We start from the raw sequence: 12577 nt of genomic DNA, 5'->3' as shown, positions 1-12577 counted from the left end.
GCGGAGGTGACGAAACGGGATCGATCCGCCGAGTTGCCCGGAACACCCGGTGGGGTGGGCGAAAGATGTCCCCGGGACCGGCCACAATGTGGGGCATGGCACGACGCGGATCCCAAGCCCCTCCTCCTCCGCCGGACTTCGAGGAGAACATCGTCGACGTCGACGTCTCCGACGAGATGCGCGGCAGCTTCCTCGAGTACGCCTACTCGGTGATCTACCAGCGGGCGCTTCCCGACGCGCGCGACGGGATGAAGCCCGTCCAGCGCCGGATCCTGTACTCGATGAACGAGATGGGGCTGCGCCCCGACCGCGGGCACGTCAAGTGCGCCCGCGTCGTCGGCGAGGTCATGGGCAAGCTGCACCCGCACGGCGACAGCGCCATCTACGACGCGATGGTGCGGATGGCGCAGCCCTGGGCGATGCGGATGCCGCTCGTGGACGGGCACGGCAACTTCGGCTCGCTCGGCGGCGACGACCTGCCCGCCGCCATGCGGTACACCGAGGCGCGGATGTCCCGCGAGGCGATGCTGATGGTCGCCTCGATCGACGAGGACACCGTCGACTTCCGCCCCAACTACGACGGGCAGGAGCAGGAGCCGGAGGTGCTGCCCGCCGCGTTCCCGAACCTGCTGGTCAACGGCGCGTCCGGCATCGCGGTCGGGATGGCCACGAACATGGCGCCGCACAACCTCGGCGAGGTCGTCGCCGCGGCCCGGCACCTGATCGACCACCCGGACGCCACGCTCGAGGAGCTGATGCGCTTCGTCCCCGGGCCCGACCTGCCCACCGGCGGCAAGATCGTCGGCCTGGACGGCATCCGCGACGCCTACGACCGCGGCCGGGGGACGTTCCGCACCCGCGCCACGGTCTCCATCGAGAACGTCACGCCGCGCCGCAAGGGCATCATCGTCAGCGAGCTGCCCTACGCCGTCGGCCCCGAGCGCGTGAAGGCCAAGATCAAGGAACTGGTCAACGCCAAGAAGATCCAGGGGATCGCCGACCTGAAGGACCTCACCGACCGCACCGTCGGGCTCCGCCTGGTCATCGAGATCAAGAACGGTTTCAACCCCGAGGCCGTCCTCGCCGACCTCTACCGGCTGACGCCGATGGAGGAGACGTTCGGCATCAACAACGTCGCCCTGGTCGACGGCCAGCCCCGTACGCTCGGCCTGCGCGACCTGCTCCAGGTCTACATCGACCACCGCATCGACGTCGTCCGCAGGCGCTCGCTCTTCCGGCGCAAGAAGCGCGAGGACCGCCTCCACCTCGTGGACGGCCTGCTCGTCGCCCTGCTGAACATCGACGAGGTCATCCAGGTCATCCGGCAGAGCGACGACGCCGCCCAGGCCAAGCAGCGCCTCATGCAGATCTTCGAGCTGTCGGAGATCCAGGCGCAGTACATCCTCGACACCCCGCTGCGCCGCCTCACCCGCTTCGACCGCCTGGAGCTGGAGAAGGAGAAGGAGCAGCTCGCCAAGGAGATCGCCAAGCTGACCGCCATCCTCGAGTCGGAGCGGAAGCTGCGCGGCGTCGTCTCCAAGGAGATGGGCGAGGTCGTCAAGGAGTTCGCCACCCCGCGCCGCACCATCCTGCTGGAGTCCTCGGGCCACACCGCCGCGGAGGCCGTGCCCCTTGAGGTGGCCGACGACCCGTGCACGGTGCTGCTCTCCACCACCGGCCTCCTGGCCCGCACGCACGACGCGTCGCCCCTGCCCGACAGCGGGCCCCGCGCCGCGCACGACGTCCTGACCTCGGTCGTGCCCGCCACGGCCCGCGGCCAGATCGGCGCGGTGACGTCCCTGGGCCGGATGATCCGCATCGACGTCCTCGACCTGCCGACGCTGCCGCCGTCCGCGACGCCGCCGTCCCTGGCGGGCGGGGCGCCGATCACCGAGTACGTCGATCTGGAGCCGGACGAGACGATCGTGGGCATCGCGTCCGTCGGCGAGGAGGGCGGCGGCCTTGCGCTGGGCACCGCCCAGGGCGTGGTCAAACGGGTGGTCCCCGACTTCCCCGCCAACCGCGACGAGTTCGAGGTCATCGGCCTCAAGGACGGCGACCGGGTGATCGGCGCCGTGCAGCTGCTGAGCGAAGAGCAGCACCTCGTCTTCATCACCACCGACGCCCAGCTCCTGCACTTCCCGGCGTCCCTCGTCCGTCCGCAGGGCCGGGCCGCCGGCGGCATGGCGGGCATCAAGCTCGGCGCGGGTGCGAGCGTCCTGTGGTTCGGCGCCCTCGACCCGGCCCGCGAGGCCCGCGTCATCACGATCTCGGGTTCGTCCTCGGCGCTGCCCGGCACCCAGACCGGCGCGATCAAGCTGGCCGACTTCGCCGACTTCCCGGCCAAGGGCCGCGCGACCGGCGGCGTCCGCGCCCACCGCTTCCTCAAGGGCGAGGACGTGCTGATCCAGGCGTGGGCGGCCCCGACACCGCTCCGCGCGGCGGCCGCCAACGGGAAGCCGGCGATGCTCAACGTCGCGCTGGGCCGCCGCGACGGCTCCGGCGAGAAGCTCGACAAGCCGCTGACCGCGATCAGCGGCCCGCTGGGCCCGCCGCCTCCCGAGGAGGACACCCCCGAAGAGTGACGCGAGAGGCCCCGGGCGGTCGCCCGGGGCCTCTGCGTTCCGCCGTCCGCCGTGCTGGCGGAAGGGACCGGCGGAAGGTCGGGACGTCAGTCGGCGCAGATCGCGAAGGCGCTGATGCCGACGTCGTTGAAGCCGGTCTGGCGGCCGAGCACGATCCACCCGCGGGCGTCGTCGGTCGGGAACGAGCCGACGAGGATGGCGCCGTTGCCGCGCGCCTCCCCGCCGCCGCCGAGGACGTGCTTGCCGGGCGGGCACCAGACGACACGGCGCTGGAAGTTGGGGACGTTGGCGTTCGCCAGGGTCACGAGCTGGTAGCCCGGCGGAACGGCGGCGGCCCGGTGCGCGGCCGGCCGAGAGGGGGACTGGGCGCTCTGGGCGCTGGCCACGCCGGCCGTGGCGAGGCCGGTCGCTGCGGCGGTCGCGGCCAGGGCCAGAGCGGTGGTCTTGATCGACGGCATTGCGCTCTCCTTCGACGGTGGTTCCCGCACCGCCGGCGCCCGATCGCCCCCGGAGACGCGGGGGGTGCTCGGGACGAGAGTGGCGGGGGAAACCGGTGAGGGGTTGAACACAACGAGTGTTCAACAAGTCACGCTCGGCTTCTAGAGCCTCGTCCACCTCATGTGATTACGGAGAGTGCACAATCTGGATTGCGGAAACGCGCCGCCCGCTCCACAGCGGCTCTCACCTGCAGTAGTTGGTTCATTACAGAGTGCACCTGTCCGAATGCGGCCAGTCACCCGTGCAGCCCCGCCCGGCCCGGCTTCGGACGTCAGGCCCCGAATGCGCCGGACCAGCAGCGAGACCTTGGCCCAACTCCGCCCACCCCAGAGCGAGATCAAACTCACGAAGCGGGGCACGCCCCGCGCGACTAAGCCCTCGGCGTCCCGATCTCGGTACTGGAACCCGCCTCGGGCGGCTGGGCCCTCATCGTCCTCGGCGCTCTGGCCCTGGCGGCGGCGCACCGTTCCGGCGCGGCGCACCGCGACGGCGTCCCCGCGCGTCCGCTCGCGGGTCCGAGGCCGTAGAGACCCGGTAGCGGCCGAGTCCACCGACCGCGGTGCCGGCGCCTGCGCGGACGTCCGCGGGGAAGGCCGCTCGGCGGGGCCGGTCAGGTCTCGATGTCGTCGGGGCCCCAGTGGGCCTCCATACGGATGATCTTGCCTTCGGCGTTGAAGGTCATGACGTCGATGGCGCGGATGCGCATGCCGGGGACGTCGACGGTGAAGGCCATGGCGGCGCGGTCGCCGTGGGAGCCGCGGATGGGCGCTTCGAGGGCGAGCTTGGCGCCGCTGGCGACGGCGTTGGTGTAGAACTCCTCGATGGCGGCGCGGCCGGCCATCGGGGGGTGGCCGACCGGGTCCTCGATGACGGCGTCGTCGGCGTAGAGGCCGCAAACGGTCGCGGCGTCGGCCGCGTTGAAGGCGTCGACGTAGGTCTGGAGCGCCTGCTTCATGTGGTCCTGGGAGGGCATGGGGGCAGCCTAGCAAGCGATCGCTTGGTTGTCGGTGGACCAGAATGGGGTCATGGCTATCGCATCGTTCATGGTCCCGCTCGGTTCCCCAGTACCCGCGTTCCGGCTCCCCTCCGTCGAGGGCGGGGTCGTCTCGGACGGCGACTTCCCCAATGCGGCGGCCCTCCTGGTGGTCTTCCTGTCCAACCACTGCCCCTACGTCAGGCGGATCGAGAACGGGATAGGCGCCCTCACCGCCGAGTACGCGGACAAGGGGCTGGCCACCGTCGCCGTGTGCAGCAACGACGTCTCGAACTATCCCGACGACGGCGCCGATCACCTGCGGGAGCAGGCGAAGAGGGCCGGGTTCCGGTTCCCCTACCTGATGGACGAGTCGCAGGAGACCGCCAAGTCGTTCAAGGCCGCATGCACGCCCGACTTCTTCCTCTACGACCGGGAGCGCGCGCTTGCCTACCGGGGCGAGTTCGACGGGGCGAGACCGCGCAACGACGTCGAGGCCGACGGGGCCTCGCTCAGGGCCGCACTGGACCTGGTTCTGGCCGGGAAGGACGTCCCCGAGCCGCACACGCCCAGCCTCGGCTGCGGCATCAAGTGGAAGCCCGGCAACGAACCCGTGTAATTACGCGGGGTGTAACCACACCGCCCGAATCACACCGTTTGAATCACACCGCAGGAGTTACGCCATCGTGGTCTGGCCCTCGCGGGGGCGCGGCGCAGGGGCACCCAGGCCGCGCTCGGCGCAGTCGGCCAGGGCTTCGAGGAGCTCGGCCGGGCCCTGGGAGGCGTCGTCGTAGTGCCAGAAGCGGATGATCTTCTCGCCCTCCGCGCCCGGGTTGAAGCGGCCGAGGGTGAAGCAGCCGGCGACGGCCATGCGGACGATGACGCGCTCGCTGTCGTCCAGCTGCCCCACGTAGGCGGCCGCGTCGATGAGGCCGATCGCGGCGCGGGCGTTGCGGCCGTCGTCGCAGGGATCGGGGCGGTTGATCCGCCATTGCGCGTACGGGCGCAGGTACTCCGCGATCATGCAGGTTCTGAGCACCGTCCCATGCTGGGGCCGCGCGAGCGTGCCGGAGCGGGCCTTGACCAGGCCCTTGCCGGACGCTGACCGAAGATCATCCGCTGAGGCCGTGCCGGAAGGCGTAGGTCACGGCCTGGGCCCGGTCCCGGAGGCCGGCCTTGGCGAACAGGTTGTTGATGTGCGTCTTGACGGTCGCCTCGGAGATGAACAGGTCGCCGGCGATCTCGGCGTTGGAGCGCCCCTGGGCGATGAGCGTGAGAACCTCCGCCTCGCGGCGGGTCAGGCCGTCCGGCAGCCGGCCGCCCGAGGCGCGGCGGGGGGCGTCCCCGACGGCCACGGCCTCGACCAGGCGGCGCTGGACGGCCGGGTCGAGCTGGGACCCTCCCTCGCGGACGGCTGCGACGGCGCGGGCGATCTCGTCGGCGCCGGCGTCCTTGGTGAGGTACCCGCGGGCCCCGGCGCGCAGCGCCGCGAAGATCGACTCGTCGTCGGCGTAGGTGGTGAGGACGACGATCCCGACCTCCGGGTGCGCCTCCTTGATGCGGCGGGTCGCCTCCACGCCGTCCATCCGCGGCATGCGCAGGTCCATGAGGACGACGTCGGGGCGCAGGTCGGCGACCAGCGCCACCGCCTGCTCGCCGTCGCCGCACGCCCCCGCGACCTCGATGCCGGGCAGCAGTTCCAGCAGCAGGACCAGTCCCTCGCGCACCACGGTCTGGTCGTCGACCACCAGGATCCTCGCCGTGTCGCTCACCGCTCGCACCTTCCGCTCAGGCCGGGACGCTGAGGGACACGCGGAATCCCCTGCCGTCCGGTCCGGTCACCAGCGTGCCATCGATCAACTCCGCACGCTCCCGCATCCCCACGAGGCCGTATCCGCCGCCGCCCAGTTCCTCGACGGTCTCCGTGCCGCCGGTGTCGGTCACTTCGAGTTCCACCTTGCCGGTGAGGTAGCGCAGGGCGACCCGTGCGCGCGCGCCGGGAGCGTGTTTGCGGACGTTGGTGAGCGCCTCCTGCGCGGTCCGGACGACCGCGAGCCCGGCCTGCGGCGGCAGTTCGCGCGGCACGCCCGTCACGTGCACGTCGCACGGGCGTCCGGTGCTGGCGTAGAACTCCTCGGCGAGCTCCTGGAGGACCTCTTTGGGCTCCGGTATCTCGCCGCGGAGCGTGGCCAGAGCGCGCCGGGTCTCCTCCAGGCCGGATCGGGCGAGGTTCCGCGCGCGCTCCACCCGGTCCAGGGCCTGGACGCGGTCGCCGTCCCGCGCGAGCAGCAGCCGCGCCCCCTCCAGATGGACGATCTGCGCCGACAGCGAGTGGGCCAGGATGTCGTGGATCTCCCGCGCGATGCGCGACCGCTCGGCGAGGACGGCGTTGGCCGCCTCGGCACGGCGGGTCGCCTCCTGCGCGGCCTTGCCCTGGCGGCTCGCCAGCGCGCCCAGGGTGATGCCCGCGACCGCCGCCATCAGACCGAGGTCCGCGCCGCTCGCGGCGTACGCCTGCCCCAGCCCGCCGATCGCGGCGACCGTCAGCGCGCCCACCGTGATGCCCCACGGCACCGGCAGCCACATCAGCAGCGCCCAGAGCCCGGCCATGGAGAAGAAGAACCCGTTGCCCGAGTCGGGAGCCAGCGCGTACAGCACCATCGCCGCCGCGATGGCCCCCAGCAGAAGGACGATGGCCAGGGACCGGTACCGTGCCCCGTACTCTCGTCCGAGCCAGATGCCGCTCCCCAGCAGGGCGAACATGATCACGTTGAGCACGACGACGGCCAGGCCGACGCCGTGCAGGGCAGGGGCGGGGTCGGCTCTGAGCAGCCCCCGGACGTAGGCGGTGAGGCCCCAGCTCAGCAGGATGCCGACGATCACCACACGGGCGGTACGGCCCCCCACGGTCTTCACGGCGTTCATGCCCCCTGACGGTAGGCACCCGGGCCCCCGCGCGGATCGGCGCCCGGCTGGACTTCGCGGTCTCCACCTCAGGATGGAGACCGCTCGCTCAGGTGTCGATGCGCTCCGCGTCGAGCTCGGTGGCCCCGGCGGTGATGAACGCGCGGCGCGGTGCGACCTCGCTGCCCATCAGCAGGTCGAACACCTTGCCCGCCTCCTCGGCGTCCTCGATGCGGACGCGCCGCAGCACCCGGTGGCGGGGGTCGAGCGTCGTCTCGGCCAGCTGGTCGGCGTCCATCTCACCGAGGCCCTTGTAGCGCTGGATCGGCTCCTTCCAGCGCTGGCCCTTGCGCTCCAGCTCGACGAGCCGCTGCCGCAGCTCGGCGTCGGAGTAGGTGTAGATGTACTTGTCCTGCCCCTTTCGGGGCTTGACCAGCTCGATGCGGTGCAGCGGCGGGACGGCGGAGAAGATCCGCCCGGCCTCCAGCATCGGCCGCATGTAGCGGTAGAAGAGGGTCAGCAGCAGCGTGCGGATGTGGGCGCCGTCGACGTCGGCGTCGGCGAGGATCACCACGCGGCCGTAGCGGGCGGCGTCGACGTCGAACGTCCGCCCCGAGCCGGCGCCGAGCACCTGGATGATCGCGGCGCACTCGGCGTTCTTCAGCATGTCGGCGACGGACGCCTTCTGCACGTTCAGGATCTTGCCGCGGATCGGCAGCAGCGCCTGGAACTCGGAGTCGCGGGCCAGCTTGGCGGTGCCGAGCGCCGAGTCGCCCTCGACGATGAACAGCTCGCTGCGGTCGTCGGCGGTGCGGCAGTCGACGAGCTTGGCCGGGAGGGCGGAGTTCTCCAGGGCGTTCTTGCGGCGCTGGTTGTCGCGCTGGGTGCGGGCGGCGATGCGGGTCTTGGCCGCGCCGGCGACCTTCTCCAGCACGGCGCGCAGCGGCTGCTTCTGGCCGCGCTGCGGGTTCTCGAAGATCGCGCGCAGCTCGCGCTGGACGACCTGGGAGACGATGCGCGTCGCCGCGGACGTGCCGAGGACCTCCTTGGTCTGGCCCTCGAACTGCGGCTCGGGCAGGCGGACCGTCACCACGGCGGTGAGGCCCTCCAGGACGTCCTCCTTGATGACGTCCTCGTCGCCGTTCTTCAGCAGCTTGGTCGCGCGGAGCTGCTCGTTGACGACCTTGAGCACGGCGCGGTCGAAGCCGCGCACGTGCGTGCCGCCCTTCGGGGTGGCGATCACGTTCACGAACGACTTGGTGATCGTGTCGTAGCCGGTGCCCCAGCGCAGCGCGATGTCGACCTCGAGGTCGCGCTCGACGTCGGTGGGCGTGAGGTGGCCCTGGTCGTCGAGGACGGGGACGGTCTCGGTGAAGTGGCCGCGCCCCTGGAGCCGCAGCACGTCGACGAGCGGGGCGTCCTTGGCGAGGTAGGAGCAGTACTCGCCGATGCCGCCGTCGAACCGGAACGTCTCGTCGACGACCTCCTCGCCGCGCTCGTCGCGGACGTCGATGGTCAGGCCCGGGATGAGGAACGCGGTCTGCCGCATCCGGTCGAGGACGAGGGACTGCTCGACCGTGGCGTCCTTCAGGAAGATCTGCATGTCGGGCCAGAAGCGGACACGGGTCCCCGTGGTCTTCTTGGCGACCTTGCGGGTCTGCCGGAGGCCGGACTTCTTCTTGAACCGGGCGTTCGGGCGGCCGTCGTCGGCGAACTCGCCGGGCAGGCCGCGCCGGAAGCTGATCGCGTGGGTGTGGCCGTCGCGGTCGACCTCGACGTCGAGCCGCGCGGACAGGGCGTTGACCACGGACGCGCCGACGCCGTGCAGGCCGCCGGACGCCGTGTAGGACACGCCGCCGAACTTGCCGCCCGCGTGCAGCCGCGTCATGACCAGCTCGACGCCGGGCAGGCCCGTCTTGGGCTCCAGGTCGACCGGGATGCCGCGGCCGTTGTCGCCCACCTCGAAGGAGCCGTCGGCGTGCATCGTCACGCTGATGTGCGTGCAGTAGCCCGCGAGGGCCTCGTCGACGCAGTTGTCGACGATCTCCCACAGGCAGTGCGCGAGGCCACGGCTGTCGGTCGACCCGACGTACATGCCGGGTCGCTTGCGCACGGCCTCCAGGCCCTCCAGCACCGACAGGTGCCGGGCGGAGTAGCCGTGCGGGTCTTCGGTTGTCGCTTCGGCGGTCGCGGCGGTCAACGTGCGTGTGCTCCTCGGGGGTAGGACGGTCGGCAGAAGGGTACCCCCGGACGCCGACAATCCACCGAAAGGCTCGCCGCCGCCGACGTTCCGCACGTCGTCGCGGCGGGGCCCGGACGGTCCGCCAGGCTACCCCTACTTCGACTATCAGACCCGAACGTCCACCTATAGGTGGGTGTGCGAGGGCCGGATTCCTCCCTACTGTCCTCGCATGGTGCACACGATCGAGGTCTCGGGCCTCCGCAAGCGCTACGGAGACGTCCAGGCCGTGGACGGGGTGACGTTCGCCGTCGAGGAGGGCGAGTTCTTCGGCATCCTCGGGCCGAACGGGGCGGGCAAGACCACCACACTGGAGATCATCGAGGGGCTGCGGCGGGCGGACGAGGGCGACCTCACCGTGCTCGGCCTGCCCCCGTGGCCGCGCAACTCCAAGCTGCTCCCCAGGATCGGCGTCCAGTTGCAGGCGTCGTCGTTCTTCGAGCGGCTGACCGCGCGCGAGCAGCTGCGGACGTTCGGCTCCCTCTACGGCGTCCCGGCGAAGAAGGCCGACGCGATGCTCGAACTGGTCGGCCTGGACGACAAGGCCGACACCCGCGTCGAGAAGCTCTCGGGCGGCCAGGCGCAGCGCCTGTCCATCGCGTGCGCGCTCGTGCACGACCCGGAGCTCGTGTTCCTGGACGAGCCCACCGCCGCGCTGGACCCGCAGGCGCGCCGCAACCTGTGGGACGTGCTCCGCTCGATCAACACCGACGGCCGCACCATCGTCCTGACCACGCACTACATGGACGAGGCGGAGATCCTCTGCGACCGCGTCGCCATCATGGACTCGGGCAGGATCCTGCGGCTCGGCCCGCCGGCGGTGCTGGTGCGCGGGCTGGCGGCCCCGGCCAGGATCAGCGTGGCCAGCGGAGTCCTCGCCGTCGAGGACGCGCGGCTCCTGCCGGGGGCGGACGAGGCCGACGACGACGGCGTCTCGCTGACCATCTCCACCCGCGACCCCTCCGCGGTGGTCGCCGCCATGGCGGCCAAGGACGCGCTCACCGGCGTCCAGATCCGCGGCGCCACCCTCGAGGACGTCTTTCTGGAGCTCACCGGACGGGAGTACAGGGCGTGAGCACGTTCGAGAGTTTCAAGAGCCTGTCCAGGGCGATGTTCCTGGGCTTCCGGCGCGACCGCACCGCGCTGTTCTTCACCGTGCTGTTCCCCCTGATGTTCCTGGTGGTCTTCGGCGGGATCTTCGGCCACCAGTCGACGTCCAAGGTGAAGGTCCTGGAGGTGGGGAAGGCGCCGGTCATCGACCAGGCGGTGGCGCAGGGGGCCGGCGAGCTCGGCAAGGTCATGAAGGTCGAGAAGGCCCCCGACCGCGCCGCCGCCCTCCGCAAGGTCGAGAAGGGCGACGCCGACGCCGTCGTGGAGCAGGCCGGGGGCGAACTGGTCGTCCACTACTCGGTGGCCGACCAGGTCAAGTCCGGGACGGTGCGCGGGCTGATGAACTCGATCGTCCAGTCGGCGAACCTCGCCGCGTCCGGCAAGCCGCCCGCCTACCGGGTGACCGACCGGCAGGTGGAGGACGACTCCCTCAAGGCCATCCAGTTCTTCACGCCGAGCCTCCTCGGCTGGGCGCTGGCGTCGGCGGGCGTCTTCGGGGCGTCCCAGACGCTCGTCACGTGGCGCACCAAGGGCATCCTGCGCCGCCTCCAGCTCTCCCCCGCGCCGATCCCCACCGTGTTCGCCGCGCGGGTGGCGGTCAGCCTCGCCGTGGCGCTCGTCCAGTTCGCGCTGTTCGTGCTCGTGGCGCAGCTGCCGATGTTCGGCCTGAAGCTCAGCGGGGCCTGGTGGATGGCGATCCCGATGGTGATCGCGGGCGTGCTCGCCTTCCTGTCGATCGGCATGGTGATCGGCGCGTGGGCCAAGACGCAGGAGACCGCGCAGGCGGTGACCCAGCTGATCGTGCTGCCGATGGCGTTCCTCGGCGGCTCGTTCTTCCCCCTGGACGCCTCCCCGGCCTGGATGAGGACGCTGTCCTACATCTTCCCGCTGCGCTATCTCAACGAGGGCATGCTCAATGTGATGGGCCGGGGGCTCGGGCCGGCCTCCGCACTGCCCCAGATCGCCGTTCTGCTGGGCGTCGCGGTCGTCGGTGCCTTGGTCGCGGTGCGGCTGTTCCGCTGGGATGCCGCCTAATGTGACCTCGGTCACTAATTGGGCCATTCTGCTGTGGGCGTACGAAGAACCAGGTTGGGAACGCCAGCGTCGGGTTAGATGTTGTCCTAAGTACCGACCCCGAGCATGAGGAAGGTGCCGTGACTGGAGCCCTTGCCCCAACCAAGCCGCTGACCGTCGCCGACCGATGCGACCGCTGCGGCGCTCAGGCCTACGTCCGTGCAGTCCTTGTAGGCGGCGGCGACCTTCTGTTCTGCGCCCACCACGGGCGCAAGTACGCAGAGGCCCTCCGCTCCAACGGGGCCGACATTCAGGACGAGACCGACCGGCTGAACGAAACCCCGGCCGTCGCTTCTGACGAGGAGCGGTAGCCCTCAAAATAGAGCGACCCTAGGCGGCGGCCACCGGAGACGGTGGCCGCCGTTCGCATTCCTCCCTCCGGCACATGCGGAGGACAATTGCGTTGAGTGCACGAGTGATTGCACATCGTAGCCATATAGGGACGGCGCGGTGATGCGCTTCGCCCTTCGACTTCTCACCTTGTGGTGACATTCCTCACGCGGTAGTGATAGGCGGCCGCACGCACGAACCCCTCCGCCTCGTACAGCGCCCTGGCGGGGGCGTTCCGCTCGACGACCACCAGATACGCCCGTTCGCATCCCTGCTCGCTCCCCCAGCCGAGAAGGGCCCGCAGGACGCGCCGGCCCAGACCCCGCCTGCGCGCTTCCGGCGCGACGGCCATGGCGTAGATGCCGAGCCACTCCCCCTGAGGGACGCCGCGCCCTACGGCGAGGCCGTCCGCGCATGCGTAGCCGGCGCTCACACCGGTCAGGATCTTCTCCGCCATCGGCAGCTGGTGGTCGTAGCGGCCGTCGACCGACCACCACAGATCGAGCCACTCAATGGACGGCGCGTCCGCGATGTCCACACCGTCCCGCTCGTAGGGGCCGCTCAACTCGGTCGCCATCGCGAGCGTCGGGTCGACCAGGTCGTATCCCCGCCCTTCGAGGACCCCGTCGAGCCCTGCGGGCCGCGCCTGGGCGTCCATCGAGAACACGGTCGGGAGCCCCAGCGCGGTGTAGAAGCCCTCCGCCCGCTCAATCGCTCGGTGCACGTCCCCGGGATCGTCCAAGGGCAGGACGGAGTTGGCCCGCTTGGTCACGCCGCCGGCGTGGCGCAGCAGCCAGCCGCCAATATCCTGGGCGGACGGCGCGGGCCACGCCTCGGCGACCAGTTCGCCCAACCGACTCTCCA

General features: G+C 71.1%; 12 protein-coding genes. 5 read left to right on the top strand and 7 right to left on the bottom strand.

Annotated elements, in window-relative coordinates; genetic code table 11:
• Window positions 1–95 precede the first annotated feature (95 nt).
• On the top strand, window positions 96–2585 hold the full coding sequence (locus tag K4S16_RS28575; protein ID WP_149262150.1) for a DNA topoisomerase (ATP-hydrolyzing) subunit A: 2490 nt from the start codon (window positions 96–98) through the stop codon (window positions 2583–2585).
• A gap of 86 nt (window positions 2586–2671) precedes the next feature.
• On the opposite strand, the gene K4S16_RS28570 is transcribed toward K4S16_RS28575, so the two are convergent.
• Together K4S16_RS28570 and K4S16_RS28565 are read right to left on the bottom strand one after the other, a co-directional pair.
• Window positions 2672–3043 (bottom strand): hypothetical protein, encoded by a 372-nt coding sequence (locus tag K4S16_RS28570; protein ID WP_149262149.1) that lies wholly within the window; start codon window positions 3041–3043, stop codon window positions 2672–2674.
• A gap of 650 nt (window positions 3044–3693) precedes the next feature.
• The gene (locus tag K4S16_RS28565) at window positions 3694–4056 is read right to left on the bottom strand and encodes a nuclear transport factor 2 family protein (RefSeq protein ID WP_149262148.1); all 363 of its coding nucleotides are present in this window, start codon (window positions 4054–4056) and stop codon (window positions 3694–3696) included.
• Between the two features lie 52 nt (window positions 4057–4108).
• On the opposite strand from K4S16_RS28565, the gene K4S16_RS28560 reads away from it, so the two are divergent.
• Window positions 4109–4675, top strand: a complete 567-nt coding sequence (locus K4S16_RS28560; RefSeq protein WP_149262147.1) for a thioredoxin family protein — start codon at window positions 4109–4111, stop codon at window positions 4673–4675.
• A gap of 57 nt (window positions 4676–4732) precedes the next feature.
• On the opposite strand, the gene K4S16_RS28555 is transcribed toward K4S16_RS28560, so the two are convergent.
• The 4 genes from K4S16_RS28555 to K4S16_RS28540 all read right to left on the bottom strand — a co-directional run bounded on the left by K4S16_RS28555 (window position 4733) and on the right by K4S16_RS28540 (window position 9160).
• On the bottom strand, window positions 4733–5095 hold the full coding sequence (locus tag K4S16_RS28555; protein WP_149262146.1) for a hypothetical protein: 363 nt from the start codon (window positions 5093–5095) through the stop codon (window positions 4733–4735).
• A 73-nt stretch (window positions 5096–5168) separates the two neighbouring features.
• The gene (locus tag K4S16_RS28550; protein ID WP_149262145.1) at window positions 5169–5828 is read right to left on the bottom strand and encodes a response regulator transcription factor; all 660 of its coding nucleotides are present in this window, start codon (window positions 5826–5828) and stop codon (window positions 5169–5171) included.
• Between the two features lie 16 nt (window positions 5829–5844).
• Window positions 5845–6981 (bottom strand): sensor histidine kinase, encoded by a 1137-nt coding sequence (locus K4S16_RS28545; protein WP_149262144.1) that lies wholly within the window; start codon window positions 6979–6981, stop codon window positions 5845–5847.
• A gap of 88 nt (window positions 6982–7069) precedes the next feature.
• Window positions 7070–9160 carry a type IIA DNA topoisomerase subunit B gene (locus tag K4S16_RS28540; protein ID WP_149262143.1) on the bottom strand — a complete coding sequence of 697 codons (2091 nt, stop codon included), beginning with the start codon at window positions 9158–9160 and terminating at the stop codon, window positions 7070–7072.
• A 211-nt stretch (window positions 9161–9371) separates the two neighbouring features.
• On the opposite strand from K4S16_RS28540, the gene K4S16_RS28535 reads away from it, so the two are divergent.
• The 3 genes from K4S16_RS28535 to K4S16_RS28525 all read left to right on the top strand — a co-directional run bounded on the left by K4S16_RS28535 (window position 9372) and on the right by K4S16_RS28525 (window position 11694).
• A complete protein-coding gene (locus K4S16_RS28535) occupies window positions 9372–10274 on the top strand; it encodes an ABC transporter ATP-binding protein (protein WP_149262142.1) in 903 nt (300 codons plus the stop codon).
• Window positions 10271–11344, top strand: a complete 1074-nt coding sequence (locus K4S16_RS28530) for an ABC transporter permease (RefSeq protein WP_200842176.1) — start codon at window positions 10271–10273, stop codon at window positions 11342–11344. Before K4S16_RS28535 ends, K4S16_RS28530 begins: the two co-directional genes overlap by 4 nt.
• A gap of 119 nt (window positions 11345–11463) precedes the next feature.
• On the top strand, window positions 11464–11694 hold the full coding sequence (locus K4S16_RS28525) for a hypothetical protein (protein ID WP_149262141.1): 231 nt from the start codon (window positions 11464–11466) through the stop codon (window positions 11692–11694).
• Window positions 11695–11858: 164 nt separating this feature from the next.
• Here the strand turns inward: K4S16_RS28525 and K4S16_RS28520 are convergent, their stop codons facing one another.
• Window positions 11859–12566, bottom strand: a complete 708-nt coding sequence (locus tag K4S16_RS28520) for an N-acetyltransferase (protein WP_235037125.1) — start codon at window positions 12564–12566, stop codon at window positions 11859–11861.
• Window positions 12567–12577 lie beyond the last annotated feature (11 nt).

This window comes from Actinomadura sp. K4S16 (assembly GCF_008327685.1).
Classification (GTDB): Bacteria; Actinomycetota; Actinomycetes; order Streptosporangiales; family Streptosporangiaceae; genus Spirillospora.
Note: the sequence above shows the minus strand (reverse complement) of the source record. Positions and strands in the feature narration are given on the sequence as shown.